This window comes from Amycolatopsis sp. GM8 (assembly GCF_021653975.1).
GTDB lineage: Bacteria > Actinomycetota > Actinomycetes > Mycobacteriales > Pseudonocardiaceae > Amycolatopsis_E.
Genome location: NZ_JAJKFK010000001.1, coordinates 1,209,742 through 1,236,424, shown reverse-complemented (window position 1 = coordinate 1,236,424; position 26,683 = coordinate 1,209,742). Strand labels below are relative to the sequence as shown.

General features: G+C 69.4%; 29 protein-coding genes and 1 pseudogene. 15 read left to right on the top strand and 15 right to left on the bottom strand.

Annotation, left to right across the window (positions count from 1 at the left end; genetic code table 11):
- Positions 1–68 precede the first annotated feature (68 nt).
- From LOZ83_RS05930 to LOZ83_RS05915, 4 genes are all read right to left on the bottom strand, one after another.
- Positions 69–1,400 carry an MFS transporter gene (locus tag LOZ83_RS05930; RefSeq protein ID WP_236789156.1) on the bottom strand — a complete coding sequence of 444 codons (1,332 nt, stop codon included), beginning with the start codon at positions 1,398–1,400 and terminating at the stop codon, positions 69–71.
- A gap of 562 nt (positions 1,401–1,962) precedes the next feature.
- A complete protein-coding gene (locus LOZ83_RS05925; protein ID WP_236789155.1) occupies positions 1,963–2,637 on the bottom strand; it encodes a GntR family transcriptional regulator in 675 nt (224 codons plus the stop codon).
- Positions 2,634–3,341, bottom strand: a complete 708-nt coding sequence (locus tag LOZ83_RS05920) for a maleate cis-trans isomerase (RefSeq protein WP_236789154.1) — start codon at positions 3,339–3,341, stop codon at positions 2,634–2,636. Before LOZ83_RS05920 ends, LOZ83_RS05925 begins: the two co-directional genes overlap by 4 nt.
- A gap of 29 nt (positions 3,342–3,370) precedes the next feature.
- Complete coding sequence (locus LOZ83_RS05915) at positions 3,371–4,111, bottom strand: Asp/Glu/hydantoin racemase (RefSeq protein WP_236789153.1); 741 nt, start codon at positions 4,109–4,111, stop codon at positions 3,371–3,373.
- Positions 4,112–4,262: 151 nt separating this feature from the next.
- On the opposite strand from LOZ83_RS05915, the gene LOZ83_RS05910 reads away from it, so the two are divergent.
- Genes LOZ83_RS05910 through LOZ83_RS05895 form a run of 4 tightly spaced genes read left to right on the top strand, consistent with a single transcriptional unit; the run spans position 4,263 to position 7,203 of the window.
- A complete protein-coding gene (locus LOZ83_RS05910; protein ID WP_255823365.1) occupies positions 4,263–5,180 on the top strand; it encodes a D-2-hydroxyacid dehydrogenase in 918 nt (305 codons plus the stop codon).
- A gap of 8 nt (positions 5,181–5,188) precedes the next feature.
- Positions 5,189–6,586 (top strand): amidase, encoded by a 1,398-nt coding sequence (locus tag LOZ83_RS05905; protein WP_236789151.1) that lies wholly within the window; start codon positions 5,189–5,191, stop codon positions 6,584–6,586.
- A 33-nt stretch (positions 6,587–6,619) separates the two neighbouring features.
- Positions 6,620–6,820, top strand: coding sequence for a hypothetical protein (locus tag LOZ83_RS05900; protein ID WP_236789150.1), 201 nt, complete (start codon positions 6,620–6,622; stop codon positions 6,818–6,820).
- Positions 6,820–7,203: a type II toxin-antitoxin system death-on-curing family toxin gene (locus LOZ83_RS05895; RefSeq protein ID WP_236789149.1), complete on the top strand. Its 384-nt coding sequence runs from the start codon at positions 6,820–6,822 to the stop codon at positions 7,201–7,203. The genes LOZ83_RS05900 and LOZ83_RS05895 overlap by 1 nt, the downstream gene beginning before the upstream one ends.
- Here LOZ83_RS05895 and LOZ83_RS05890 read toward each other — a convergent pair.
- Together LOZ83_RS05890 and LOZ83_RS05885 are read right to left on the bottom strand one after the other, a co-directional pair.
- Positions 7,200–8,273 (bottom strand): MFS transporter, encoded by a 1,074-nt coding sequence (locus LOZ83_RS05890; protein WP_236789148.1) that lies wholly within the window; start codon positions 8,271–8,273, stop codon positions 7,200–7,202. The two genes, LOZ83_RS05895 and LOZ83_RS05890, sit on opposite strands and share 4 nt — an antisense overlap.
- A gap of 49 nt (positions 8,274–8,322) precedes the next feature.
- Positions 8,323–9,672 carry a wax ester/triacylglycerol synthase family O-acyltransferase gene (locus tag LOZ83_RS05885; RefSeq protein ID WP_236789147.1) on the bottom strand — a complete coding sequence of 450 codons (1,350 nt, stop codon included), beginning with the start codon at positions 9,670–9,672 and terminating at the stop codon, positions 8,323–8,325.
- 59 nt (positions 9,673–9,731) lie between these two features.
- Here LOZ83_RS05885 and LOZ83_RS40710 point away from each other — a divergent pair.
- The 3 genes and pseudogenes from LOZ83_RS40710 to LOZ83_RS05870 all read left to right on the top strand — a co-directional run bounded on the left by LOZ83_RS40710 (position 9,732) and on the right by LOZ83_RS05870 (position 13,088).
- A pseudogene (locus LOZ83_RS40710) lies at positions 9,732–10,564 on the top strand (glutathione S-transferase family protein).
- Between the two features lie 55 nt (positions 10,565–10,619).
- On the top strand, positions 10,620–12,260 hold the full coding sequence (locus tag LOZ83_RS05875) for a thiamine pyrophosphate-binding protein (protein ID WP_236789146.1): 1,641 nt from the start codon (positions 10,620–10,622) through the stop codon (positions 12,258–12,260).
- 66 nt (positions 12,261–12,326) lie between these two features.
- Positions 12,327–13,088 carry a phytanoyl-CoA dioxygenase gene (locus LOZ83_RS05870; RefSeq protein ID WP_236789145.1) on the top strand — a complete coding sequence of 254 codons (762 nt, stop codon included), beginning with the start codon at positions 12,327–12,329 and terminating at the stop codon, positions 13,086–13,088.
- Between the two features lie 4 nt (positions 13,089–13,092).
- Here the strand turns inward: LOZ83_RS05870 and LOZ83_RS05865 are convergent, their stop codons facing one another.
- From LOZ83_RS05865 to LOZ83_RS05850, 4 genes are all read right to left on the bottom strand, one after another.
- The gene (locus tag LOZ83_RS05865; protein WP_236789144.1) at positions 13,093–13,512 is read right to left on the bottom strand and encodes a VOC family protein; all 420 of its coding nucleotides are present in this window, start codon (positions 13,510–13,512) and stop codon (positions 13,093–13,095) included.
- 39 nt (positions 13,513–13,551) lie between these two features.
- Entirely contained in the window at positions 13,552–14,382 is an 831-nt protein-coding gene (locus tag LOZ83_RS05860) for an alpha/beta fold hydrolase (protein ID WP_236789143.1), read from the bottom strand.
- Positions 14,383–14,438: 56 nt separating this feature from the next.
- Entirely contained in the window at positions 14,439–15,668 is a 1,230-nt protein-coding gene (gene styA, locus LOZ83_RS05855; RefSeq protein WP_236789142.1) for a styrene monooxygenase subunit StyA, read from the bottom strand.
- Positions 15,669–15,795: 127 nt separating this feature from the next.
- A complete protein-coding gene (locus tag LOZ83_RS05850; RefSeq protein ID WP_255823095.1) occupies positions 15,796–16,653 on the bottom strand; it encodes a PaaX family transcriptional regulator C-terminal domain-containing protein in 858 nt (285 codons plus the stop codon).
- 490 nt (positions 16,654–17,143) lie between these two features.
- Here LOZ83_RS05850 and LOZ83_RS05845 point away from each other — a divergent pair, with 490 nt between their 5' ends.
- A complete protein-coding gene (locus tag LOZ83_RS05845; protein WP_236789141.1) occupies positions 17,144–17,998 on the top strand; it encodes a DUF2127 domain-containing protein in 855 nt (284 codons plus the stop codon).
- Here LOZ83_RS05845 and LOZ83_RS05840 read toward each other — a convergent pair.
- From LOZ83_RS05840 to LOZ83_RS05830, 3 genes are all read right to left on the bottom strand, one after another.
- Positions 17,978–19,087 carry a DUF1015 family protein gene (locus LOZ83_RS05840; RefSeq protein ID WP_236789140.1) on the bottom strand — a complete coding sequence of 370 codons (1,110 nt, stop codon included), beginning with the start codon at positions 19,085–19,087 and terminating at the stop codon, positions 17,978–17,980. The two genes, LOZ83_RS05845 and LOZ83_RS05840, sit on opposite strands and share 21 nt — an antisense overlap.
- A complete protein-coding gene (gene pepE, locus LOZ83_RS05835) occupies positions 19,084–19,800 on the bottom strand; it encodes a dipeptidase PepE (protein WP_236789139.1) in 717 nt (238 codons plus the stop codon). Before pepE ends, LOZ83_RS05840 begins: the two co-directional genes overlap by 4 nt.
- Positions 19,801–19,879: 79 nt before the next feature.
- Positions 19,880–20,167: a helix-turn-helix domain-containing protein gene (locus LOZ83_RS05830; RefSeq protein WP_236789138.1), complete on the bottom strand. Its 288-nt coding sequence runs from the start codon at positions 20,165–20,167 to the stop codon at positions 19,880–19,882.
- A gap of 66 nt (positions 20,168–20,233) precedes the next feature.
- On the opposite strand from LOZ83_RS05830, the gene LOZ83_RS05825 reads away from it, so the two are divergent.
- Positions 20,234–20,503, top strand: coding sequence for a winged helix-turn-helix domain-containing protein (locus LOZ83_RS05825; RefSeq protein ID WP_236789137.1), 270 nt, complete (start codon positions 20,234–20,236; stop codon positions 20,501–20,503).
- Here the strand turns inward: LOZ83_RS05825 and LOZ83_RS05820 are convergent.
- A complete protein-coding gene (locus LOZ83_RS05820; RefSeq protein WP_236789136.1) occupies positions 20,500–21,543 on the bottom strand; it encodes a DnaJ domain-containing protein in 1,044 nt (347 codons plus the stop codon). The genes LOZ83_RS05825 and LOZ83_RS05820 overlap by 4 nt on opposite strands.
- Positions 21,544–21,586: 43 nt before the next feature.
- On the opposite strand from LOZ83_RS05820, the gene LOZ83_RS05815 reads away from it, so the two are divergent.
- Positions 21,587–22,189: a hypothetical protein gene (locus LOZ83_RS05815; RefSeq protein WP_236789135.1), complete on the top strand. Its 603-nt coding sequence runs from the start codon at positions 21,587–21,589 to the stop codon at positions 22,187–22,189.
- Here LOZ83_RS05815 and LOZ83_RS05810 read toward each other — a convergent pair.
- Positions 22,173–22,565, bottom strand: a complete 393-nt coding sequence (locus LOZ83_RS05810; RefSeq protein WP_236789134.1) for a DUF2237 family protein — start codon at positions 22,563–22,565, stop codon at positions 22,173–22,175. The two genes, LOZ83_RS05815 and LOZ83_RS05810, sit on opposite strands and share 17 nt — an antisense overlap.
- Positions 22,566–22,717: 152 nt before the next feature.
- On the opposite strand from LOZ83_RS05810, the gene LOZ83_RS05805 reads away from it, so the two are divergent.
- Genes LOZ83_RS05805 through LOZ83_RS05785 form a run of 5 tightly spaced genes read left to right on the top strand, consistent with a single transcriptional unit; the run spans position 22,718 to position 26,632 of the window.
- Positions 22,718–23,821 (top strand): NDMA-dependent alcohol dehydrogenase, encoded by a 1,104-nt coding sequence (locus LOZ83_RS05805; RefSeq protein WP_236789133.1) that lies wholly within the window; start codon positions 22,718–22,720, stop codon positions 23,819–23,821.
- Entirely contained in the window at positions 23,814–24,350 is a 537-nt protein-coding gene (locus LOZ83_RS05800; protein ID WP_236789132.1) for a UGSC family (seleno)protein, read from the top strand. The genes LOZ83_RS05805 and LOZ83_RS05800 overlap by 8 nt, the downstream gene beginning before the upstream one ends.
- Positions 24,347–25,384: a hypothetical protein gene (locus tag LOZ83_RS05795; RefSeq protein WP_236789131.1), complete on the top strand. Its 1,038-nt coding sequence runs from the start codon at positions 24,347–24,349 to the stop codon at positions 25,382–25,384. The genes LOZ83_RS05800 and LOZ83_RS05795 overlap by 4 nt, the downstream gene beginning before the upstream one ends.
- On the top strand, positions 25,381–25,617 hold the full coding sequence (locus LOZ83_RS05790; RefSeq protein ID WP_236789130.1) for a hypothetical protein: 237 nt from the start codon (positions 25,381–25,383) through the stop codon (positions 25,615–25,617). The genes LOZ83_RS05795 and LOZ83_RS05790 overlap by 4 nt, the downstream gene beginning before the upstream one ends.
- Before the next feature lie 43 nt (positions 25,618–25,660).
- Entirely contained in the window at positions 25,661–26,632 is a 972-nt protein-coding gene (locus LOZ83_RS05785) for a LysR family transcriptional regulator (protein WP_236789129.1), read from the top strand.
- Positions 26,633–26,683: the final 51 nt, after the last annotated feature.

Sequence of the window (26,683 nt, the reverse complement as noted above, 5' to 3'; positions counted from 1 at the left end):
ATGAGAGAAGAATACCAAGCGGGCAGCATCCACGCCAATCGGGTATTCGCAGGCCGCTGGCACACCCACTAGGCCAGGGTTTCGCGGCTCGTTTCGCGGGCCGACAGCACGGCGGTCAGCGAGATCGCGGAAATCCCCGTGTAGTACCAGATCACCGACCAGATCGAACCGCTGGCGGCCACCAGTGAGGTCGCGATCAGGGGGAAGAATCCGCCGAGCACGCCACCGAGTTGGCGGCTGACACCGAGTCCGGAGAAGCGGCGGGCCGCGTCGCGGAACAGTTCGGCGTAGAAGCTGCCTTCGGTGGAGAACAGCAGGGTCTGAATCAGCGCCGGCGGGATCGCGATGGCCAGCACGACGAGTGTGTGGTCGTGCGTACGCAGCAACGGGAAGAACACGAACAGCACGTACAGCACCCCGATGATCAGCGACGACGCCAGCATCACCTTGCGGCCGATGAAATCCGACAGGCGGCCGAACAACGGGGTCGAGAAGATGCCGACGATGTTACCGATCAGCACGCCCTGCAACATGACCGCGCTCTCGAGATGCAGTACTTGCTTGCCGTACACCAGAATGTAGACAGTGAACAGCTGCAGCATGCTCGTTTCCGCGATGGTGCAAAGGAAAACCGTGATGCACGCCCGCGGTTCGGCGCGTAGCGCGGCCAGGAGCGGTACCCGCTTCACGGCGGTCTTCGTCGCGGCCTTGAACACCGCCGACTCGTCGATCTTGGCACGCACATACACGCCGACGATCACCAGCACGGCGCTGCACAGGAACGGAATCCGCCAGCCCCAGGACAATCGCGCGTCGTCGCCCATGCCGGCCACGAGACTCGCCGACAGCGCGGCCAGCACGGAACCGGCCGCGGCGCCGACCTGGATGAACCCGGCGTAGCCGCCGCGCTTGCCGTGCGGCGCGCCCTCCGTCGCCATGATGACCGCGCCCACGGTTTCGCCGCCGAGCGCGATGCCCTGCACGAACCGCAGGAACGTCAGCAGAATCGGCGCCGCTACACCGATTGTCGCGTAACTGGGCAGCAGGCCGATCAGCGTGGTGCACGCGCCCATCAGGATCAGCGTGGCGAACATGACGGGCTTGCGGCCGACGCGGTCACCGAAATGCCCGAAGAACGCGCCACCCAGCGGGCGGGCCGCGTAGCCGATCGCGAATGTGCTCAACACCGCCACGGTGCCGACCAGTTCGTTGGCCCTGGGGAAGAACAGCGGTTCGAAGACGACGGGCGCGATCAGCCCGTACAACAGGAAATCGAACCATTCGATGGTGGTGCCGATCGTGCCCGAGAGCAGGATCCGGCGCCGTTGTGCCCGCAGGGAACCGGAAACGGCGGAAGTGCCCGCCTGGGACGCTGGTTCTTCGGTGCGGCCAACCGTCATGGGTGCCCTCCGGACGTCGTCGAGCCGAGGCGTTCCCTGACGAAAGATACGGCGGTCGCCGCCCGTCAGCGACGGGCAAATGGCGGCCGGGAATGAGTCAAGCGTCGCGGGTCAAGACCAATTCCAGGGTGGCGACGAGACCCGGCATCCGTTGGGACAGCTCGGTTTTGGCCCTCGCGACGGCAGTGGAGATCACCTCCGCGTAGATCATCGTGGCCAACTCGCCGTGCCCCCGGGCGCCTGCGCGACGGTCAATCGTTCCGGTCCTCAAGACCGAGACCACGGTCCGTCGCTGGGCACCCCATGCGGAGTCGCGGAGCTCGCCGACGCCGGGATCTCGGGAGCCGCGCAGGCGAAGTGGTACGCCAACCCGGCGAAGCGGGACAACATGTTCGTGCACCAGATCGCGGCTGTGTACCGGGGCGGCGGTTGGCAGCTATGGACGAGGCGAGCACGCCGCCGGCGGCGTTGCGGTTTCGGCGGCGCAAGCGGTCAGGAGACACGCCGCCGGCAGGACGAGTGGTGGGCGCACGCACCAAGATCGACGGCACCCGCCGCGGGGTTACGCGAAGAGCGGTTTCCCCGGGGCGAGACGGCGTACGGCGTCTTCCATGTGCATCTGCAGCACCGCCAGCGCCACCGCCTCGTCGCCCGCCCGGATCGCCTTCGTGAGGTGCTTGTGTTCGGTCACGCGCTCTTCGTCCTTGTCATACGTGTTCTGCAGCACGGACAGGCACATGCGCGTCTCGATCAGCAGCGTCCGCGTCATGCGCTCGAGCCGTTTGCTGCCGGAGGCCGACACCAGCACCTCGTGGAACCGGGTGTCCGCGTCGGAAACCGCGTCCCAGTCCTCGGCCTTCGTCGCGGTGGCCATCTCCTGCACGACCTCGTCCAGCAGGTCGGCGGCCTTGGCGCAGGTGCCGTTGCCCAGGATCCGGCTCACGGCCGCGCGCTCGATGGCCATCCGCGACGAATAGATGTCCTGGATGTCCGCGGGCTCCAGATCGATCACGAACAGCCCGCGATGCCGCTCGCTGCGCAGCAACCCCTCCGACACGAGCCGCTGCATCGCTTCACGCAGCGGGCCGCGCGAAACCTGGAACTGGCCGGCCAGCTCGGCCTCGCCCAGCTGCGCACCCGGCGGCAGCGAGCCGTTCATGATCGCCGCACGCAGCTGGCGCGCGATGATCGCGGCGGTCGACTCGCGGCTCACCGGTTCGATTTTGGCTATGGTCATCGGAAAAGCGCCCCCAGTCTGTCCGACTCGGGCACCTCGCCCGCCAGCCGCAGGCCCTCCCAGATGGTCACCTGGTTGGCCGTCAGCACTGGCTTGCCGAGTCGTTCTTCGATTGTGCCGAGCACACCCAGTGTGCGCATCGCAGTATCCGGGATGAGGACCGCGTCCGCGTCCGGATGATCGTGGCCGACCGCGAGCTCGATGACGGCCTCGGGTGCGAGCCGGCCGACCTCCGCCGCGGTGTCGATGTCCTCACTGGACATCGCGACGATTTCCACCCCGCCCCGGGCCAGGAATTCGACGAACAGCCGGGCCACGTCATCGGGGTAGCTCGCCGCGACCGCGACCCGCTTCAGGCCCAGCTTTTCCGCTGCTCGCACGAAAGCGAACGAGGTGCTCGATGCCGGCTTACCCGCCGCGGCCGCGAGCTTCTCGACCTGCTCGTGCGCGCCGGCCCACTGGTAGACGAAACTGCCGCTCGTACACGCCCACACCACCGCGTCCGGCTTGTGCTTCGCCAGCAGCGCGGCTCCCTCGGCGAGCCGCTGTTCGCTGCCCAGGTCGAGCAGTTCGGGCACGGCGTGCAGGTCGGTGCCGTAGATGTGCTCGACGGGCAGCGAGAACCGCTCGCCCAGCAGCTGCTCGGCGAGCGGGTAGTCGTCCTCGGCGGCATGGTCCGGGTAGATGAAACCGACAGTCGGCACCTGACCTCCAACGTAGGTTGTTGACAATCCTACGATACGTCCTTGAGCCATTTTCCGGGACCGACGATCGGCAGCTCCATTCTCTTCAGGCAGGCCCACATGGTCAGCTGGTTGGCGGTCAGCACGGGCTTGCCGAGCGCGACCTCCAGCGGCTCGATCAGGTCGTAGGTGGGCAGGTTCGTGCAGCTGACGAAGATCGCCTCGGCGTCGGGGTGGTCCGCGCTGAAGATGCGCTCGGCGATCGTCCGGTAGCTGACCTTCCAGATGCCGCCACCGAGTCCGAGATGTTCGCTGGACAGGGTTTCCACGTGCATCTCGGCGAGGAAGTCGTGCAGCTTCCCGGTCAGGTCCGCGTCGTACGGGGTGATCACGGAGACCCGGTGCACGTCGAGCTGGTGCAGCACCTCGGCGAGCGCGCCCGAGGTGGTCACCGCGTCCGGCGCGCCGGCGTCGCAGATCGCCTTGCACAGCGAGCGTTCGTAGTCGATGCCGTTGACGAAGCTGCCCGAAGTGCACAGATAGGCGACCACTTCGGGCTCGACGTGCAGCACGTCGCGGGTTGCGGCGGCCAGGTGCGCGCTGTTGCTCACCAGCTGCGCCATCTCCATGCTCACCGGGACCGGTTCATACGGGGTCCGGGCCAGGTGCAGTGACACCTCCATCGGAACCCACCGCCAGAGCTCTCGCTCCAGCGCCAGGTCGAACGGGGCGATGATGCCGATGCCCCGCTGGGCCAGCGGCCCGTCGAAGGCAGGGAAATCCAGATCCAAGGCTCGGCTCCGAAGTAACGCATGGAAGAAGGCCTCCGGGGTGGACCCTCGGATTGTTGACAATCATACGAGCGACTCATACCGTGTCAACGTGGTAGGGCCGAAGACGCCGGTATTGGCGGTGCTGTGTGGTGCCCAGCACCCCCCGGACATGAACTCCATCGAATCCGTGGCGGACGTTCGTTACACCGACGACGGGGGTCTGCCCGGCGCGCTGCGCGGAGCCGATGCGCTGTTCGTCTACGACTTCCTGTCCACCGCCGTGCCGGGCGCCTGGGCCGCCGCGGACCGGATCTCCTGGGTGCACACCGCGAGCGCCGGCGTCGACCTGGTGATGTTCCCCGAACTGTGTGAGAGCGACGTGGTCCTGACCAATTCGCGTGGCGTCTTCGACGACTCGATCGCCGAGTACGTGCTCGGCGTGGTGATCGCCTTCGCCAAGGACCTGCCCCGTTCGATCGACCTGCAGCGCGAACGTCGCTGGCAGCATCGGGAGAGCGAGCGGATCGCGGGCCGCCGCGCGCTCGTGGTCGGCACCGGCCCGATCGGGCGGGCGATCGCCCGGATGCTGCGGGCCGCCGGGATGGCGGTCGCAGGGATGGGGCGCCGCGCCCGCGAGGACGATCCGGACTTCGGCACCGTGCACGCGTCCGCCGATCTCGTCCGGGCATTGCCCGGGTTCGACTACGTGGTCGCCGTCGCGCCGCTGACCGAGCAGACCAAGGGCATGTTCGACGCGGCCGCGTTCGCCGTAATGAAGCCGTCGGCGCGGTTCGTCAACGTTGGCCGCGGGGAGCTGGTCGTCACGAGTGACCTGGTCACGGCCTTGCGCGACGGGCAGCTCGCCGGCGCCGCGCTGGACGTCTTCGAGACCGAGCCGCTGCCGTCGGATCATCCACTGTGGACCTTGCCGAACGTGCTGGTCTCGCCGCACATGTCGGGCGACTTCGCGGGCTGGCGCAACACGCTGGTCGAGGTGTTCGCGGACAACTTCGCGCGCTGGCACACTGACCGGCCGCTTCGTAATGTCGTGGACAAAGAGTTGGGCTATGTGCCGTCGGGGCACTGAGGAGCAAGATGACCACCCTGTTGACGGCGAGTGAGCTCGTCGCCGCCTACTCGACCGGTGAGCTGTCGCCGGTGGAGGCCACCGAAGCGGCTTTGCGCGCGATCGAGGAGCGGGACGGTGAGGTCAACGCCTACTGCCTGGTCGACCGCGAGGTCGCGCTCGAAGGCGCGAAAGCCTCGGAAACCCGTTGGCGCGAAGGGAATCCGATCGGCTGGCTGGACGGGGTGCCGACCTCCATCAAGGACATGTTCCTCACCCAGGGCTGGCCGACGCTGCGTGGCTCGACCTGCATCGACCCGGACCAGCCGTGGAATGTCGACAGTCCGGTCACCGCACGGCTGCGCGAGAACGGGCTGGTGCTGCTGGGCAAGACGACGACGCCCGAGCTGGCCTGGAAGGGCGTCACCGACAGTGCGCTGACCGGTGTCACGCGGAACCCGTGGGACACGTCGCTGACCTCCGGCGGTTCCAGCGGCGGGAGCGCGGCGGCGGTCGCGGCGGGGATGGGCGAGCTGAGCGTCGGTACCGACGGCGGTGGCTCGGTGCGGATCCCGGCGGCGTTCTGCGGCATCGTCGGCCTCAAGCCGACGCACGGCCGCATCCCGCTGTACCCGGCGAGCCCGTTCGGACCGCTTTCGCACGCCGGGCCGATGGCGCGGTCGGTCGACGATGTCGCGCTGATGCTGGACGTGCTCGCGTTGCCCGATCACCGTGACCCGGCCGCGCTGCCGCCGCTCATCAGCGCCTACCGCGAGGCGGTCCGGCGTGACGTGCGCGGGCTCATCGCCGCGTTCTCACCGACGCTGGGCTATGCGAAGGTCGACCCGGAGGTCGCGCAGATCGTGCGCTCGGCCGTCAACGCGCTGGATGCCGCCGGGCTGCGGATCGAGGAGACCGACCCGGGTTTCACCGACCCGAAGGACGCGTTCGACGTGCTGTGGTCGACCGGTGCGGCGCAGTGGCTGAACACGTTCCCGCCCGGTTCCGAGGCGAAGATCGACCCGGGGCTGCGCCGGGTTTGGGAGCAGGGCAAGACTTTCTCGGCCGCGGACTACCTGGCGGCGAACGCCGAGCGGGCCGCGCTGGGCATCCTGATGGGCGAGTTCCACACCAGGTTCGACGTGCTGATCACGCCGACCGTCGGCATCACGGCGTTCGAAGCCGGGCACGAGGTGCCGCCGGGCAGTGGCCTGTCCAGCTGGCCGGAGTGGACGCCGTTCACCTACCCGTTCAACATGACCCAGCAGCCGGCGATCAGCGTGCCGGTGGGGTTGACCGAGGGCGGACGGCCGGTCGGGCTGCAGATCGTCGGGCCGCGGCACTCGGACGACCTCGTGCTGGCGGTGGCGAAGCTCCTGGAGGAGATCCGGCCGGTGCGGCCGAGCAGGCTGGCCACGGATAGCTAGCATGCCTGGTACCGGATTTGGTACCTTGGGGATATGACGGCGCTCAACCTGCAGTTCACCGATGAGGAGATGGCCGACCTCCGCATGACCGCCGACCGCGAGGGCAGGTCGCTCAAGGCGGTGGCGCATGACGCGGTGGTGTCGGTTGTGTCCTCCCGCAAGCACCTGGTCCGCGAGGCGGCGGCCCGGGTCGCCGGGATCAGCGAGGAGCTCAACGAGCGACTGGCGCGGTAGTGCGCGAGCCGTACTACCTCGACGTCGAGGACGTCCTGACGGCGACCGGGGTCGCGGTGGGTGGTCCGGTCGAGGTGCGTGACTTCGGCCTGCTCGCGGCGGCGGTCGCGCGCCCGTCCGTGACAGTCTTCGGGCAGGACGCCTATCCGGACCTGTTCACGAAGGCCGCTGCCCTGCTGCATTCCTTGGTGCGTAACCATTGTCTGGTCGACGGGAACAAGCGGGCCGCGTGGGCGAGCGCCTGGGTCTTCCTCGAGGTCAACGGTCAGCGGCTGGGCGAGGCGCTCGATGTCGACGGCGCGGAGAAGCTCGTGCTCGCGGCCGCGACAGGGGAGATCGACGTGCCGGAGATCGCCGCCGGGCTGCGTACGTTCGCTGCTTAGGCAGGTACCGGTTTCCGTGACAGGGTGCGGACATCGCGGCTCAGCAGTGCCGCCACCGTGGCGGTGGTGATCAGGATCGCGCCGCCGGTGAGCGTGGCCTCCGTGCCGAAACGCGCGGCGAGCGGGCCGAGCGCGATGGCACCCGCGGGCAGCGCCACGATCGAGCCGAGGATGTCGTAGGAGTAGACGCGGGCGAGCCGGTCGGCCGGGATGTTCTCCTGCAGCGACACATCCCACGCCACGGTGGACAGTTCGATCGCGACCCCGTTGACGAAAGCCGCCGCCAGCATGGGAAGTTGTTCTGTGTCGTCAACGAGGTGAACGTCGGCGCGCAGCAGGTGCTCGGCCCGTTGGCCGCGGACGGCACGTTCGGCCGGGAGGCTTGGGGTTTCATCTTGGCGGCACACACGATCGGCGGTCTGCTCGCGGCACGCTGGGAGCCGGGGCGCGCTGCTCATCGGTGTTGCGATCGTCGTGTTCGACGCCGTTCCGCTGGCCCTGCTGACGCATGCGCAGTTCGTTGCGGCGCACAGGAACAGCGAGGCGTTGACCGCGATCGCCCAGCCGGGGCCTAGGCTCGCGACCAGCACACCGCCGAGTGCGGCGCCGGTGAAGCGGCCGAGGTTCGCGCCGACGCGGAGATACGCGTTCGCTTGCGCCAGCTGGGTTTCCGGCACGGTCTGCGGGGTCAGCGAGGACGCCGCGGGGATCGAGATCGCCGCGAGGGCGCCGTTCGCCATGCTCAGCACGACCAGTAACGGGATCGACGCGAATCCACAAAGGACACTGATGGCGATCGCCGCCTGGGTGAGCGCGGCGGCGACCTCCGTGCCCTGCAGGATGACCGAGCGCGGCAGCCGGTCCGCGAGTATCCCGCCGAACAACACCAGCAGCACGCTCGCGACCGACCTCGCGCCGACCACGATCCCGAGATCGGCGGCCGAACCGGTGAGGTCGAGCACCGCGAACGCGAGTGCTACCGGTGCCACGGCGTTGCCCAGCTCGCCGAACGTGCGCCCGGTCAGCAGCCGGCGAAAGTCCCTGTGCCGCAAGGAATTCACTCCGGCCATTGTGGAGAGTGCGCCCGGCGGGCGTCAACCGGTTATCCGGGACACCACGTCAGGCGACGGCGGCCTCCAGTTCGCTGAGCGCGGTGTCCAGGTGCAGCAGCAGCCGCTGCAGGTGCGGGACGCTGCGGCGGCAGCCGGTGATGCCGAAGTCGAGGTTGTCGCTGTTGCTGGTGAGCGTGATGTTCAGCGCCTGCCCGTCCAGCAGCACCGACGCCGGGTAGATCCCGTCGAGATGCGCGCCGTTCCAGTACATCTGCTTGCGCGGGCCCGGCACGTTCGAGATCACCAGGTTGAACGGCGGCCGCGTATTGTTGACAACCCCGGGCACCGCCGAGACGCCCAGCTGCGCCACGTTGAGCCCGGACAGCAGCAGCGCCTGGATCGGCGTCAGCTCCTTGAAGATCCGCTTCGCGTCGCGCATCGACTGGTTGATCGTCGTCAGGCGCGCCGCCGCGTCGGCCTTGTCGGTGCCGAGGTTGCACAGCAGCGCACCGATCTGGTTACCGCCGGACTCGGTCTCGGTCTTGTCGCGCATCGACACCGGCACCATCGCGATGAGCGGCGCGTCGGGCAGGGCGCTCTGTTCGATGAGGTAGTCGCGCAGCGCGCCGGCGCACATCGCGAGCACGACGTCGTTGCGCGAGGTGCCGGTCTTCGCCGCGATCGCGCGCACCCGTGACACCGGCCAGGACTGCGCGGCGAACCGGCGGGCGCCGCCGATCGGCACGTTGAACATCGTCCGCGGCGCCTGCATCGGCAGCGTCAGCGTGTGTTCGCGGAACGCCTCGTTCGCCACCTTGACCGCGACCGGCGCCAGCCCCGCGAGCTGTTCGAGGGTCTTCACGACGGACCGCGGCGCCTGCGCGGACTTTTCGCGGGACTCGTGGCGCGTGCCCCACGGCGGCGGGCAGTCGTGATCATCCGGGTCGTCGCTGAGCGTGCTCTGCATGTGCCGCAGCGCGGAGACCCCGTCCATCAGCGCGTGATGGATCTTGTTGTACATCGCGAAGCGGCCGTCCTGCAGGCCTTCCACGAGATGGATCTCCCACAGCGGACGGTGCCGGTCGAGCAGCGTGCCGTGCCACCGGGAGGTCAGCTCCAGCAGCTCGCGGATCCGGCCCGGCTGCGGCAGCGCCGAATGCCGGAAGTGATAGTCGAGATCGATCTCCGACTCCTGTGTCCACGCGAGATAGCCGGCCGTGTTGACCGGCCGCGCGGGCCGGCGCAGAAACAGCGGCGGCACATCGTCGGCCTTGAGCAGATCTTCGCGCAGTCCGCGCAGAAAATCGTCGCCGGCGCCATCGGGTTTGCGGAACAGTTGCAGGCCGCCCACATGCATCGGATGTTCGCGGCTTTCGACGAGAAGGAACATCGAGTCGGTGAAGGGCATCAGTGCCATGGTCGTCCACCTCTCGCGCAGCGGTTTCGCTCAATGCTAGGCCCATCTACGGTGGTGGCATGACCGATCGCGACAGTGGGCGGTATGTCCGGGCGCCGAACCATTTCGCCGCGCGGATCACCGAGGACGGGCGCGACGGCTGGCCGGTGGAGCCCGGCCGGTACCGGCTCGTGGTGAGCCGGGCCTGCCCTTGGGCCAGCCGCGGCCTGGTGGTGCGCCGGCTGCTCGGGCTGGAGCAGGCCATCTCGGTCGCGGTCGCCGACCCGATCCAGGACGAGCGCAGCTGGCGGTTCACCCTCGACCCCGGCAACCGGGATCCCGTGCTGGGCATACGTTTTCTCGCCGAGGCGTACGACGGCGGCATCAGCGTGCCCGCGGTGGTCGACATTCCGAGCGGCAAGCTCGTGACCAACGACTACCCGCAGATCACCCTCGATTTTTCCACCGAATGGACGCACTATCACCCGCCGGGCGCGCCTGATCTGTATCCCGAAAAGCACCGGGACGAGATCGACGAGATCAATCGGGCGGTGTACCGGGATGTGAACGCGGCGGTGTACGAAGCCGGGTTCGCGACGAAGCAGTCCGCTTACGACGACGCGATTGAAATGCCTGTGGTACACGGCGTCGAACCGGACGAGCGTGGTGAACAACCGGATGTCCGCCTCGGTGATCCCCCGGTTTCGGCGACACCGTGGACTTCGACCACATCAAGCGGCATTACTACCAGGTGCACGAGCGGATCAACCCGACCCGGATCGTGCCGAAAGGTCCGGACCTCTCGGCCTGGGCCACGGCGCACGGGCGCGAGTCGCTGGGCGGGCGGCCCTTCGGCGACGGCACCCCACGGGGCCCGCCGCCCGCTGATGAGACCCTTTCGCCGCAGTGGTAGCGCGTAGGACACCCACCCACAGTGGCTCCGCTGCGTGTGGGCCTAACCTGGTCGAGTGAACAAGACCGGCGCGCAACACCTGGTTGACGTGCTCGCCGCGCTCGGTGCCGATGTCGCGTTCGGTCTGCCGGGTGAGCACACCCTCCCGATCTGGGAGGCCGTGGCGGGTAGCGGCGTCCGGTTGTTCGGGGTCCGGCACGAGCAGACCGCCGGTTATGCGGCGGACGGGTATGCACGCGCGACCGGCAAACTGGGCGTCGCCGTCGTCACCACCGGGCCCGGCGCCGCGAACACCCTGGGCGCGATCGGCGAGGCGATGGCCTCGGCCTCGCCGGTACTGGTGATCGCCACGGACATCCCGTCGACGCTGCGGCGGCAGAACATCGTTCGGGGCGTGCTGTCCGAGACCAGTGACCAGGCCGCACTGTTCGCCCCCGTCACCAAGTCCGCGACCACCGTCGAGTCGCCGCGGGAGATCGCCCCGGCGATCGAGCGGGCCGCCCGGCTGGCGCGGGAGCCGCAGTCCGGCCCGGTGTACGTCGGCATCCCGGCCGATTTCCTCAGTGCCGAAACGGAACGGGCGCCGGAGTCGGACCGGACGGAACGGTTCGCCGCCGTCGACATCGCCGATCTCGACTACGCGCGGGCGCTGCTGTCCGGCGCGGAACGCCCGGTCATCTGGGCGGGCGGCGGCGCGGTCCGGGCCGAGGCGGGTCCCGTCATCGGTGAGCTGGCCGAGCGGCTGGCCGCGCCGGTACTCACGACGTTCGCCGCTCGCGGGCTACTGCCGCCGACCCACCCCTGCGCCGCGCCGACGCCGGTGCACGCGCCCGAGATCGGCGCGCTGTGGGACGAGGCCGACGTCGTGCTGGGTGTCGGCACCGACTTCGACGGGCCGATGACGCAGAACTGGCTGATGCCGAAGCCGCCGAAGCTGATCGCGGTGAACGTCGACCCGAAGGACGCGGCCAAGAACTACCAGCCTGATGTGACGCTGGTCGGCGACGCCCGGGACGTGGTGAGCCAGCTGGTCACCGGCCTGGCGCCGCGGCCCGGCCTGTCCGATCTGGCCACCCGGCTGCGGAGTCTCGACACGCTGGTGCGCAGGCGGATGCGCGCGGACGAGCCGCAGGCCGCGGATTTCCTTGGCACGCTGGAGGAAACGCTGCCCGAGGGTGCGGTGGTCGTGGCGGACATGTGCATCGCCGGATATTGGGCCGGCGGCTATCTGCGGGCGGGCGCGCCGCGCCGGTTCGCCTACCCGATGGGCTGGGGCACGACCGGGTTCGGTTTCCCGGCGTCGCTGGGGGCGGCGGCCGGCGGTCCGGGTCGCGTCGTGTGCGTCAGCGGCGACGGCGGTTTCCTCTACGCCTGCGGTGACCTGGCCACGCTGGCGCAAGAGTCGCTGCCGGTGACCGTGATCATCGTGGACGACGGCGGGTACGGCATGCTGCGGTTCGACCAGGACCGGGCCGGGGTGCCGCACCGCGGCGTGGACCTGCACACGCCGAACTTCGTCGGCCTGGCCCGCTCGTTCGGGGTGCACGCCGACGAGGTCAAAGGCTTCGGCCGCGCCTTCCGCCGGCTGCTGGGCGAGTTCGTGCGCGCCGACGAACCGAACGTCCTCGTGGTGCGGGCGAGCCTGAAGCCGCCGCTGAACACCTCGCCGCGGTGGTACCGGGCGATCGGCCGCTGAGCCGCACCGCCGCGGGCGCCGGAAAATGCCTTGCCGTCCCATTCGTGCTTCGCGAGCATGTCTCGCATGTCGCTCACCGCTGGGCAGGTCGAGCAGTTCGTCACCGATGGCTTCGTCAAGCTCGAACGGGCTTTTCCCGTCGAGGCCGGCGAACGCTGCTTGGACGAACTGTGGGCGGCCACCGGATGCTCACGGGAAGATCCGGCCACCTGGACCAAACCGGTCGTGCGGCTGGGCGGTTTCGCGACGCCCCCGTTCCAGGAAGCCGGCACCACCGCCGTGCTGCACGAGGCGTTCGACCAGCTGGTCGGCCCGGGGCGCTGGGTTCCGCGCGTCGGACTCGGCACCTTTCCGGTGCGCTTCCCCAGCGGCGAAGAACCCGGCGACGACGGGTGGCATGTGGAGGCGAGCTACGCCGGACCGCAGGGCGAGAACAGACTCAACCTCCGCTCCCGGGAGCGCGCATTGTTGATGCTGTTCCTGTTCTCGGAGATCGGCCCCGACGACGCGCCGACGCGGATCCGCATCGGCTCCCATCTGGACGTGCCCCCGCTGCTCGAAACCTACGGTGACGAAGGGCGCGAGTGGATGGCGCTGTGCCAGGACGCCGTCCCGGCATCCGAGCATCGAGCTGTCACGCTGGCGACAGGCACCCTCGGCGACGTTTACCTGTGCCACCCGTTCCTGGTGCACGCCGCTCAGCCGCACCGCGGGCGCACGCCCCGATTCATGGCTCAACCACCTCTGGGCGCCAAGGAACCCCTCGATCTGCAAGACGAGCAACCGAGTCCGGTCGCCCGGGCCGTACTCAACGGCCTTCACCGATAACCTCTCACTGCAGACAGAGCTCGTTCCCCTCCGGGTCCGTCATCGTCACCCAGCTGTACGGTCCCTGCTGCCCGCGGTACACGACCTTCGCGCCCATCCCGGTCAGCCGCTCCACCTCGGCCTCGCGGTTCTCGCCGACCGCGACGTCCAGATGGACCCTGTTCTTCACCGTCTTGGGCTCGGGCACCAGCTGGAACAGCACGCGCCGACGGGATTCCGGGTGCCGGATCGCCTGACCCACCCGCCAGACGAGGACCCCGCGGTGCGTCATCGTGTCCTCGTCCCGGGCGTGCCCCTCGGCGACCATGCGCCGGATGAACTCCTCGTTGCTGGGCTCGACGTCCCAGCCCAGCGCGTCGGCCCACCAGTCGGCGAGCGTGTGCGGATTCGCGCTGTCCACGGTCACTTGGAAGTCATATGCCATGGCGGGACGGTAACGCGAGGCACCGACAATTCGGGCGCGTCACCTGCCTGTCAGGTGGGCCAGGATCATGCCGGTGAGCACCTCCGGCACCTCCTCGGGCACCCAGTGACTCACGTCCTCCAGCATCTGGAACGAGTACGCGCCGGTCACCCACTGCTCGGTGGCGAAGGCCGCGGTGGAGCCGAAGGCGACGTCCTCGGTGCTCCACACGTACAGCGTCGGCACCTCCACCTTGGCGATCTTCCCGGCTGGCCGCGAAGCGCGGTACCAGTTGAGCGCCGCGGTGAGCGCGCCCGGCTCGGACATGCGCTGGAGGTACTCGTCGACCCGGCTCTGGCCGACCCGCCACTCGAACATGCGGCGGAGCGCTTCGCCGTTGTTCGCGAGCATCCGGCGCTCGGTGCTGCCCTCGCGCCAGTCCCGCATGTACTGGGAGCGCAGCTGCTGGTCCTCGTCGGTGCGCAGCGCCTCGCCGAGCGCGCCCGGGTGCGGCGTGGAGACCACGCTCAGGCTGCGCAGCCGCTCGGGGTGCTCGGCCGCCGTCCACCACGCGACCGCGCCGCCCCAGTTGTGCCCGATCAGGTCGAACCGGCTCCAGCCCAGCTCGTCGGCGATCGCGAGCACGTCTCCGACGAGCGAGTCGATGCCGTACTCGGCGACCGCCGCGGGCCGCACGTCCGGCGAGTAGCCGCGCTGATCCGGCGCTATGGCACGGAAATCGCGGTCACCGAGCACCGCCACCGTGTAGTCCCAGGAGATCGACGCCTCCGGAAACCCGTGCAGCAGCAGGACAGGCCGCCCGTCGGCGGGCCCGGCGGCGATCGCGTCGAAGGAGCCGGCCGGGGTGGGAATGCTCAGGTGCTCGGTCACGTCCGAACCCTAACCGGCGGGTCCGACAGTTCCGGGCGCGCCTTCCGGCGTGCGCGTCAGGCCATGCCGTGGCGGGCCAGGTATGAGGCGACCCGGTCCGCGGTGGCGAGGTGGTCCCACTGGCGGTCGGGGTAGCTGAAGTTCTCCGTGAACTCGTCGGCCACGGCCTGGTTCTGCGCCATCGCGCCGAACATCCGCAGCAGGTGCGGCGGCGGGGGTGCGCTGATCATCAGATTGGTCCAGTCCGCAGTCGCGTGCACGCGGTTGCGCCGCCGGTCGGCCACTTTCTGGCAGAACCGCTCGTCGAACGCGGGGTCCTCGACGATCGCGTGCCCGAGTTCCCAGGCCGAATACGAAGCGCAGTTCGCGCCCTGGCCGATCACCGGGTCCACGACGACATGCGCGTCGCCGAGCGCCACGACATAACGGCCGTTCGGCAGGCGCGCGTAATCCTCGCGGACCGATGGCAGCACGCCGCCCTGCAGAAGATCGAGCGGACCCGTCAAATGGAACGCCGCCGGGTCGATGCGTTCGAACGTCGCCGGATGGTATTTCCGGGTCATGTCCAGAATGGTCTTCTCGAAACCCACCGGGTCGTCGTCGTAACTGATTTCGGCGAGCATTTCCAGCTCGCCGCCCGGCACGTTCTCGAACAGCAATGCGGTGACGTGCCCGGCCGAGGAGTAGATCGGGATTTCGAGTAGCTCGCCCTGCCCGGCCGCCACGCTCATCGTGACCCCGCGCGGATCCGACGGCGCGACGCCTTCGTACAACCCGACGCACAGCTTGCGTTGTGGTGTGTCGTAAGGAGATTTGTCCGCCCGGCGCGGGAAAATCGCGCTCATGTTCCCGCGGCCGGAAGCGATCACGACCAGCTCGTGCCGCTCGGAAAGCGTGCTCACGTCGGCCGCCTGCACCGGCCGCACCTCGAACTCGCCGCCGCGGGAAACGAAGTCCGCCAGCAGGGCCGGCAAGTAGATGCGGTAGTCGATCGCCCGCGACGGGGCGGTGAAGAAACCCGGGAACACCAACGGTTGTGGCCCGCCGCCGAGGTAATGATGGTGGCCGAAGTAGTGGTATTCCTCGTCCGGCCAGTGATCGACGCCCAGTGCCTGCTCGCGCTCGATCGTCGCGTGGTGGTGCGCGACGCTGTTGAGCATTCGCCCGCTGCCGATCTGTTCCGCGTCGCGGTCGCTGTAGATCGTGACCGGAACATCGTGCCGGCGCAGCAGCAGCCCGAGATGCAGACCGGCGATACCGGCTCCGACGATTCCGATTCCCGCCATTGATGACATCTTCGGTCCGAAATCCTCACGCCGGCGATGATGCGGAAATTGAGCCAGAACAATGCTCGTGGCTCGATATTCGAACACCTTACCGCGTTAGGGAGAAACAGGCAAGAATGAGGGAGATCTAGGCCGCTTCTTCTTCGGCCGTCAGCAGATCCCAGTGCTGCTGCGCGGTGGCCCGCCACTCGACATGCTTGCGGTGGAACAACTCCGACGCCTGCACGCCGCTCCAGTTCGCCGGCAGCAGCCGGACCGGCAGCTGCGGATCGAGGAACGGGAAGCGGCGCCATTCGTGCACCAGCCGGGTCTGCGCCTGCAGCGTCTCGCCGCCGGTCGCCGGGTTCAGACCGGTGAACTCGTCGATGAAACCTTCGTACCGCTCCTCGAGCGCGCTCAGATCCCAGGCGCGCGAGACCATCGCGTCCTCGTCGCCGATCTGGCCGTACGAAGCGACGAACGACATCGCCTCGCGGTCGAGTTCGAGCGCACGCACGATGTCGTCCGCTTCGTCCTGTCTGGTGGTGTCCGCGCTGATCCACACGCCGGGCGTCGGCGAACCGAAACCCGCCCACGTCAGCCGCGTTCGCAGGCTGTGCCGCAGATCCCGCTTGGACTCCGGCACCGACACGAGCAGCATCAGCCAGCGCCCGTCCCACTCGCCGCCGTCCCGGCCGAAGCCGTAGATCCGCGCGGCGCCTTCGGTGAGCAGCCGCCGCCCCGGCGGTGTGAGCGACCAGCGCACCCGCCGGCCGACGCGTTCGGACACCAGCCAGCCTTCGGCCGCGGTGCGGGCGAGCGCTTGCCGCGCGGACTTCTCCTCGACGCCGAACACGGCGAGCACGTCGACGAGCGTGGACGTCCAGACCGGGCGCCCGCGGGGAAGCACGAATTCACCGAGCACGGTCATCAGCAACGAGCGGGCGCTCGTGTGGCTGACTTCGCGTCGCCTGCTCACCGTGGGGCGTGCCGCGGCATCCCCCATCAGCCATCACCTCCCGTCGCCGGTGGTCGGTCGACCCACGTTATACCGCGTGGGTGCGGCCGGTTGCGACAGGATGGTGCGTCAGGGAAGGCTGTGCATGAGTTCGCCGCCACGTCGCGGCAGGAATTCCACGTCGGGGAATTCGTCGGTCCAGGGTTCGTGGATAATGCATTCGTCACGTGCGCACTGGCCACAGAGCGGCCTATTGTGCCTGTCGAAACACCATTCTTCGTTCTCCGGTGTCTGTTCTCTGGGAACGAGACAGGCGAAACAAGTGTCTCCGGGGGCGAAATCAGTGCGAGCGGCCATGATTACCATCCGGTTTCTCGACTGTCTGCAGCATAAGGGGCTCCGGGCGGCGGAGCCGAGGGTCGTCACCGGAATGTAGCAAACTGGCGATTCGCTCACTGAAACCGACCAATTCTGCAATTTGCAGACCGGGGTTTTCGCCGTGTACACGTGACGAGCACCTTTGGCTTAATCTGCCACAGTGACCAGCGAAGACGAGCTCCTTGTCCCGCCAGGTGCCGGATCCCGGCGCCGCCGTTTGCACTACGAGCTGCTGGGCTGTGCGCGAAGCGGGCACCAGCTCATCGGCCGGGACGCCGCCCGGGTCCGGGCCGAGGACGCGATGGTCGTGCGCGAGCGGGACGGGCTGCGGTGGCACCGGTGCCTGCGCTGCGACAGCTGGATCCCGTTGCCGCTGCCCGAAAAGCCCAGCCAGGAGCAGGTGCCGGGGCGCGACGAGGTGGAGTTGCCGTTGCGCGGCAAGCCCCTTCGCGATCTGTACGTGCTGCGGCTGATCGCGCTGGACCGCGTCCTGCACTTCGCGGTGCTCGGGGCGCTGGCCGTCGGCATCTTCGTCTTCGCGCGCGAGCGGCAGGATCTGACCGGGTCCTTCTACCGCGCCCTGGACGCGTTGCAGGGCGCGCTCGGCGGGCGCACCGGCAGCTCCGGTACCGGCATGCTCGGCGAGGTGACGAGGTTGCTCAACGTCCGGCCGTCGACGTTATGGCTGGTCGGCGCGGTGGTCGCGGGATATGCGGTACTGGAGGGTGCCGAGGCGATCGGGCTGTGGCTGGGCAAGCGGTGGGCGGAGTACCTGACGTTCGTGGCGACGGCGGTGCTGCTGGTGCCGGAGGTCTACGAGCTCACGCAGCGGGTCAGTGCGCTGAAAATCCTCACGCTGCTGATCAACCTGGCCGTGGTGATCTACCTGCTCTACGCGAAACGGCTGTTCGGGGTGCGGGGCGGAGGTCGTGCGGAAGCCGCGGAACGGGCGCATGACGTCGGCTGGCCCGCGCTGGCCCGGGTGCTACCGGGGTCAAAGCTGGGCGATCAGTAGGCCACTGCGCGGTTTCGGCGTGAAGTAGGTGCTCTTGCGCGGCATCAGCCGTCCCTGCTCGTGCACCGCCAGGACGTCCGCGAGCGGCACCGGGGCGAGCTGCAGGAGCGCGTCGACGCCCGGGCCGGGGTCGTGGCCCTCGGGCACTACGCGCACGTGCGGGCCTTCCGGGTCGAGGCCGAGCGCGCTGCCGAGCAACAGGTCCTCGACGACGCCGTGGTCGATTCGTGGCAGCGGCCCGTCGGGCTCGGGCAGTACCACGAGCAGGCCGGCCGGAACGGTCACGGTGCCCGGCACGCGCGGTGGTTCCGGGTTCGGCACGTCGCGCACGGTCAGACCGGCCCGCCGCCACGCCGCCGCGATGTCGACAACCGACAAGCCACTGTTGACAATCGACCGGTGGATGGCGCCGATGTGCAGCCGCGGGCCTCCGGTGACCAGCGCGAGCAGGCTCGAACCGGCGGCCGCCGCGGCCGCGACCCGGTGATTGCCGTCGGCGACCAGCAGCGGCTGATGCCGCACGGCGGCGAGCAGTTCGTCCTGCGCCGGGCCGGCGCCGACCAGCCAGAGCCGGTGCGCGTCCGGGGTGCACACGGCCGGCGGGCGTCCGACCACCGCGCGCTGCGCCACTGCCGTCAGCCGGTCGCCGTCGCCGATCGGGACCAGCATCGCGGCGCTGGTCGCGCGGCCGAGCCCGGTCAGCATCGCCGCGCGCTCGGCCACGATGTCCGGGTAGACCTGTTCGCTGTGCCGCACCTGCCCGTCCACAGCGGCCGGATCGATCAGGCACAGCACGCCGATGGTGCGCCCGGCCACCTCGTACACCGCCACCACGTCGTGGACTTGGTGGTACGACGCGGAAAGCAGGTCGTCCAGCAGCCGCCGGGCGCCGGGCAGCGCTTCGGTGAGCGTGCGGCCGCGGGCTTCGGGCGTGCGGTGCGGATGTTGTACCGCCAGCAGGCTCGGCCCCGGCGTCCGTGCGAGGGCGACGGTCACCTCCTCCGGCTCGGCGAACTCGTCGACGTCCGGCCCGGGGACAGCGCCGTCGACCACCCAACCGGTCTCAAGCGCACGCGCCCAGGCAGTCACCGGTAGCGGCCCGCGCTTTCCAGCAGCTTGCTCAGGTCGGTGCCGGAATCGATCTCCTCGGGCTCGGCGTCCCGCCGGAACAGCCGCGCGCCGACCGCCTCGCCGCCGAGGGTGAGCGTCGCATCCTCCCGGCGCAGCCAGGTTCCTTCCCGCATGCCGAGCACGGGCACGTCGTTCTCCTCCAGGAACTGCTCGATCCGTTCCTCGCGAGTCTCGCCCATATGCGTGTCGCCGGCGACCGGATCGAGGTAATGCGGATTGATCTGGAACGGCACCAGCCCGGTCGCGTCGAACGCGGGCGGCTGCACGATCGGCATGTCGTTGGTCGTCCTGATGGTCGGGCAGGCCACGTTCGTGCCCGCGCTCGATCCGATGTAGACGGTGCCGTGCGCGACCCGGTCGCGGATCGGGGCCAGCAGCTCGCGCGCGTAGAGCTGGCGCAGCAGCCGGAACGTGTTGCCACCGCCCACGAACACCGCCTGCGCGGAGTTGAACAGCTTGATCGGGTCGTCCTGGTGCGCGCCCACCACCTCGACGCCGTGCGGTTCGAGCGCGCGGGCGGCCTGTGCGGTGTAGCCGCCGTGATCGGCGAGCGCGAACGGCACGAACAGCAGCCGCCGGACACCGGTGAGGACGTCGGCCACCGCGTCGGCGGCGTGTTCGAGGTACCGCCTGCCGGGGGCGGTCGAGTTGGACAGCAACAGCAGGCGCATCAGGCATGCCTATCACGGGTGATCAGTTGTGGTCAGTGAGCGCGGCCACAGCCTCCCGGGCTCGTGGCCATGACGCGCGTCAGCGGTCGTCGAGCAGGTCCGCCGGGTGCACGCCGAGCGCGTCAGCCATCCGGAAGAGACTGTCGAGCGTGATGTTGCGCGGCGGCCGCTTGCGCGGGTCCTCCTTGCGCTTCGGCTGGTCGAGCCGGGACCGTTCGAGTTCCGCGACGACCGAACGGGACACGCCGGCGCGATCGGCGAGGTCCTCCTGGCTGAGGTCCTGGTCGCGCCGGGCCTTGCGGAGCCGGGTCGCGAGCGCGCGCAACCGCTCGTCGAGCCCGTCGTCGCCCAGCTCCTCGTCCGTCATCAGACCAGCAGTTTAACGCCCGTGTTCCGGGCGACAGCTTGTCGTTTTCGTGATACTTTTTGTCGCATGGAACTTGATCGTGATGCTCCCGGTTATCTCTACGAGACGGTCGCCAAGCTGATCGCCGTCCGGATCGAATCCGGCGAGCTGGCCCCGCACACCCCGCTGCCCGCCGAAGGTCAGCTCGCCCGCGAGTACGGCGTCTCGCTGGGTACGGCCCGCCACGCGACACGGCTCCTGCGCGAGCGCGGTCTCGTGGTCACGGTGAAGTCGAAGGGCACGTACGTCGCCAAGCGAGATCGCGAGCCGCCGATCTGCCTGTGGAGCGTGGCCTAGGAAACGACCTGGCTACGCACCAGCCGCAGCACGTCGACGTCCACAGTGGACGGTTGGGCGGCGAGCCAGCCGCCGATCTCCGCCACGAACTGCTCCGGTGTCATCGGCGGCGCCGGCAGGTCGAAATCCTCCTCGGTGGTGACTTCGCCGGCGCGGCTCGGATACACGATCAGCGCGCCCCGGATCTCCACCCCGGGCAGCAACTCCCGGAAGGCCTCGATGGCCTCGGGGAGCCGGGTCGCGCCGCCGCGGAAAAGACGGTCGTCGCGCCACAGCGTGCCGTCGTCGTCCGCGCCGTAGGTGCCGGGCAGCCAGGTCTTCGACTCGACGAGCACGAGCCGGCGCCCGGCGAGCACAGCGTGGTCGATATCGGCGAACACCGAGCCCGGCCAGGCGAGCCCGTGGAAGATCCGCACGCTCGGCAACCGGGTGAGGTACCGCGCGAGCAGCTCGGCGGTCAGCCGTTCACCCCACTGGTCGGCGTCGGCCCCTGGCCGCCCGAAGGTCACGGTGCCGCCGAACTCGGTCGCGAACCGTTGGCGTGCCTTGATGACGAGCAGGTGCCGCCGCACGAGCCAGATCGCGACCGCCGTCGCGAGCAGCAACCAGACGGTCAGCAGCAACCAGCCGGCGGTCAGCGGCAGCACCACGAGCAGCAGCCAGCCGAGCAGGATCGCGGCGGGCGCGTGCCCCGGTCGTTGCGGGCCCGCCGCATACGTGCAGTCCTCGTCGCGATGCCACCACGCCAGGGTTTCCGGATCGAGCCGTGGCATGGTCGCGACGAACGACGGGTCCTCGCCGAACTCACGTGGCCGCCGCCGGATCCGGACGGGCACCGGCGTCAGCCCGCGGTCGTAGTCGGCCCGCCGGTACGGGTCGCTGAGCGTCTCGTAGGCCTGCCGCAACTCGTGGAACTCGGCGGGCGAACCGCCCGCGTCGGGGTGGCTCGCGCGCGCCTTCAGCCGGTACGCCGACTTGATTTCCGCCCGCGAGGCGGTCCTGTCCACCCCGAGCAGCTCGTAGTAGCCGGCTTCGTGCACGCGGTCACAATACAAGGGCGGATTTCCCGGCTAGAGTTATCCGGTGGCAGGCTCACCGGCTGGTGATTTGGCTCAGCGAATCGGAATTCGCACCGGCCGGGTGGTCGCACCGGCCGGGCTCGCGGCCATCCTCGCCGCCGCGCTGGTGTTCATCCTTCCGCCGCACAGCACCATCGCGGCGCTGGTCATCGGGATCGCCGGGGTCGCCGCGTTCGGCCTCGGCATGGTGCGGTTCGCGGGCGGGCCCTGGTGGGCGCTGATCATCGCGGTGGCGTCGAGCGCGTTGCTGTTCGCCGCGGTCACCGTCGGCGGGCGCGGGCTCGCATTACACACGTTCGGGCTAACCGAGTCGTGCCAGGTGGTCCATCGCGAAGAGGTCGACACGCGATCGCGGTACCAGCACTACGGATTCGTGCACACCGTCGCGTGCCCGCTGGGCGGCACCTTCACGATCCGCACCGACTCGACCGACCGGCAACCCCAGGGCGCCCGGGCCGCGGTGCTCGACGACCCGGGTGGCCTGCTGGAACCCGATTTCGCGATCCGGCACAACCTGGCCGTCGAGATCATCGCGCTCCTCGCGTCGATCGCGCTCGTCGCCGGGGCCGTCGAGTTCACCCGGCGCCGGATCAGAGCAGCGAGCTAGGGTCCGCCGGCACGTCGGCCGCGTGCTCGCGCAACGCCTCCAGCTCCACGACTTCGAGCGCGCGGGCGTGCGTCGCGGCCAGCACGACCGGCGGGGCGATGCCCGCTTCGTACGCTTCCTGCCATCGGGCCGCGACGATGCACCAGCGGTCCCCGGCCTGCAGTCCCGGGAACTCGTACTCCGGGCGCGGGGTCATCAGGTCGTTGCCGACCGCGAGCTGGTGCTCGAGGAACTCCTTGGTGACGACGGCACACACGGTATGGCTCCCGAGGTCCTCCGGGCCGGTGGTGCAGCTGCCGTCGCGGTAGAACCCGGTGACGGGGTCGCTGCCACACGGTTCGAGCTCCCCGCCCAGCACATTGCGATCGTTCGTCATGGCCAAAGCTTGACATCATCTCGGCGCTCGCGCTGCCAATCACGGCGTGCCAGGGCTTATTCGACATCGCCCTGTTCCGTGCCCGCGATCTCTTGTTGTCACCAGGCGGAAACGGGCTGGAGCCCGGCTGCCCGCGGGCCGACGATCGGACCATGGTGACGACCAAGGCCGCGGTGCTGCGGGAAGCGGGACCGGACAAGTGGTGGGAGCTCGAGGAACTGGCGCTCGACGAGCCGAAGGCGGGCGAGGTGCTGGTCCGGTTCGAGGCGGCCGGCCTGTGCCATTCGGACGACCACATCCGCGCAGGTGACTCGCCCGCGCGGCTGCCGATGGTCGGCGGGCACGAGGGCGCCGGCATCGTCGAGCGGGCCGGCCCGGGCGTGACCCGGGTGGCGGAGAGCGACCACATCGTCTGCTCGTTCATCCCGGTCTGCGGCAAATGCCGGTATTGCTCGACGGGGCGGCAGAACCTGTGCGACGCGGGCCTGAACGCGGGCACCGGCAAGCTGCCCGACGGCACCTTCCGCTTCCACGCCGGTGGCGACGACCTCGGCGGGATGTGCGTGCTCGGCACGTTCTCCGAGTACGCCGTGCTGTCGGAGACCTCCTGTGTGCGCTACGAACCGGACATCGCGCCCGAGGTGGCCGCGCTCGTCGGCTGCGGGGTCACCACCGGCTGGGGATCGGCGGTGTACGCGGCGGGTGTGCGGGCCGGCCAGACCGTGGTGATCTTCGGCATCGGCGGGGTCGGCATCAACGCGGTGCAGGGCGCGCAGTATGCCGGCGCGAAGACCGTGATCGCGATCGACCCGGTGCCGTTCAAACTGGAGATGGCCGCCAAGCTCGGCGCCACCCACACGTTCACCGATCCCGTGCAGGCGCGGGAGTTCCTCGTCGACACGACTCGCGGGCAGCTCGCCGACCATGTGATCCTGACCGTCGGCATCATGACCAGCGACGTCGTGCGGACCGGCGCGGACCTGGCCGGGAAGGACGGCCAGGTCACCATCACCGGCGTCGGGAAGTACGACCTGCCGGGCGCGCTGATGACGCTCTACCAGCGAAAATTCCACGGCGCGCTGTTCGGCGGCGCGAACCCGCTGCACGACATCCCGCTGCTGCTCGACCTCTACCGCGCCGGGCAGCTGAAGCTCGACGAGCTGATCACCCACCGGTACCGGCTGGACGAGGTCAACGACGGGTACCGGGACATGTTGGCGGGCAAGAACATCCGAGGGGTGATCGAGCATGCCTGAGGCGATCCTCGACCCGACCGGCGGGCAGCGCACGGCGTCCGCCGGGACCGCGGTCCTGACCCGGGAGCGGGCGCGGCTCGACGGCGCGACGATCGGGTTGCTGTCCAACACCAAGCAGAACGCGGCCCTGTTCCTCGACGAGCTGGGCAGGCTGCTCGTCTCCCGGCACGGGGTCGCCGCCGTGAAGCCGGTGGTGAAGAAGTCGTTCGCGCTGCCGGTGCCCGACGATCAGCTCGCGGAGCTGAAGGACAGCTGCGACGCGGTGATCACCGGCGTTGGGGACTGCGGTTCGTGCAGCGCTTCGGCGGTCGCGGACGGGGTCGCGTTCGAGCGCAACGGGGTGCCCGCGGCGGTGATTTGCAGCGACGCGTTCGTCGTCACCGCGGACGCGATGGCCGAGTTGCGCGATGCGAAGGGTTACCACTACGCGAAAACCGCGCACCCGGTCGCGGTGCTCAACCCCGACGAGGTGCGCAAGCGCGCCGAAGACGTCCTGCCGGAGATTGTCAACATTCTGACGAAGCCATGACCGACCCGGGCGCGGCGCAGGAGGCCATCGAGTACTGCTACGAGCAGGACTGGACTGACGGGTTGCCCGTCGTCCCCGCGTCGCGGTCACTTGTCGACAAGTTTCTTGCGCACACTTCGCGTGCGCCCGAGGAGGTCATCGGCCGGATCGAGCAGGTCGGCCGCGACTGCACGGTCGAACTGGCCGCGATCAACGCCGCGATGGCCGGCTGCAAGCCCGAGTACTTTCCGGTGGTGCTGGCGGCTTTCGAAGCGGTGATGAGCGACCGGGCCGCGCGCGGCGGCGGGTGGCAGAGCACGAGTGGACCGGCGCCGCTGATTGTCGTGAACGGACCGGTGCGCGCTGAGCTGGGGTTCAACAGCACCGGCGGGGTGTTCGGGCCGGGCTTCCGTCCTAACGCGACAGTCGCGCGGGCGATCGGGCTGATCGTGCGCAACGCGTTCGGGGTGCGGCCGCATGTCCTGGAGCAGGCGACACAGGGGCTGCCGGGCCGGTGGTCGATCTGTATCGCGGAGAACGAGGAAGAGAGCCCGTGGAAGCCGCTGTCCGTCGAATGTGGACTGGACGAGGGGACAAGTGCCGTTTCGGCGATGCTGTTGCGCACCTGCGAGTACGTCGACAATCGGCACACGCAGGATCCCGGGCAGGTGCTGACGGACATCGCGGACACCATGGCCCGGACCGGCGCGGTGATCTTCCGCGAGGCGCCGTGCGGGCTGGTGCTCGGCCCGGAACACGCGCAAATGCTGGCGAAGGAAGGGTTTTCGAAGGCGGACGTGCAGGCGTGGCTCGTCGAGCACGTCGGTCGGCGGCGCGGTGATCTGCGGCGGGCGGGGAAGAACGGGCTGACCGAGAACGGTGTCCGGCATGCGGCTGATTCCCCGGCTGACGACGAGGTTTTCGACCGGTTCCTGCCGGACCCGGCGCGGCTTCCGATCGTGGTGGCCGGCGCCCGCAATGCCGCGATGTCCATGGTGGTAAGGGTTTTCGGATTGTGGAGCGGGAAAGCCGTTCCGGTGGGAGGGAAAGCGTGATCGACCCGAACGGCCTGGAGGCGATGCGGAAGACGCTCGCCGCGGACGGCTACGCGCTCGATGTGTCCGTAGTGGACGGACGGGTGGATGTGCGGATCTCGGTCGCCGACCCGGAAGCCTGCGAGGACTGCCTGGCGCCGGAGCCCATCATGCGCGGGATCCTGCACAAGTCGCTCAAGGTGCCCGAGCAGGCGATAGACCTGACGTACCCGCCGGGCAGCGTCCACGACTGAAGGTGCGTCGCACGGCCGGTTGTCCACCTACACTCGGACGGTCATGAATCGACCCGTGGCGCATCTGGCGAACCTGGATCTCAACCTCCTGGTCATGCTGCGAGAGCTGATCCGGGAGCGCAACGTCACGCGCGCGGCCGAGCGGGTCGGCGTCACCCAGCCCGCGGCGAGCGCGGCGCTCTCCCGGCTGCGCCGGCATTTCGGCGACGAGCTGCTCGTCCGCGGCAAGGGCGGTTACGTGCTCTCGCCGCTCGCGACCCAGCTCGCCGAGCAGGTCGAGGTCGTGTGCGCGGCGGCGGAACGGCTGTTCGCCGCGGGGGAGAGCTTCGATCCGAAGGTTTCGCGCCGCGAGTTCACGCTGCTCGTCGCCGACTACACGATCGCCGTGCTCGGGGAGCATCTCGCGCGGCTGCTGGACGAGCGGGCCCCGCGGGTCCGGTTGCACCTGCGTCTGGTGCGCGAGGCGATGGCGGCCGACGTCGAGGAGAACGTGCGCCTGATGGACGGCATGATCGCCCCGCCGGCGGGCCGGTTCCGGATCCCCGGGCTGCGGTCGGCGGAGCTGTTCCGCGATCGCTGGGTGTGCGTCGTCGCCGAGGCCAACCGCGAGCTGGACACGGACCAGCCCAGCCTCGATGACCTCGCGCGCCTGTTCTGGGTCGTGCCCTACCAGCCCAACCAGGGCTATCCGACGGCCGCGCCGATCGCGCGACAGCTCACGACGTTCGGCATCCGGCCGCAGGTCGCGGTGCGTGTCGAGAGCTACCAGGCGGTGCCGCACCTGGTCGCCGGTACCGACCGGGTCGCGCTGCTGCAGGAGCGTCTCGCACACCAGGTCGCCGGGCGGCTGGGCCTGCGGGTCCTCGAATGTCCCGGCAATCCTGAGCCGATCGTCGAGAAGTTGTGGTGGCACGCGAACTTCGACGAGGACCCCGGCCATCTGTGGTTACGTGGCGTGCTCGCCGAAGCGGCGCGCGGCCTGCCGCCGGAAAACCGGCCGCGCCAGCACCGATGAGTTTCGCCGGTTCGCCTGGTCTGTACAGGCACCGGAGTGGAGGCGATGCTG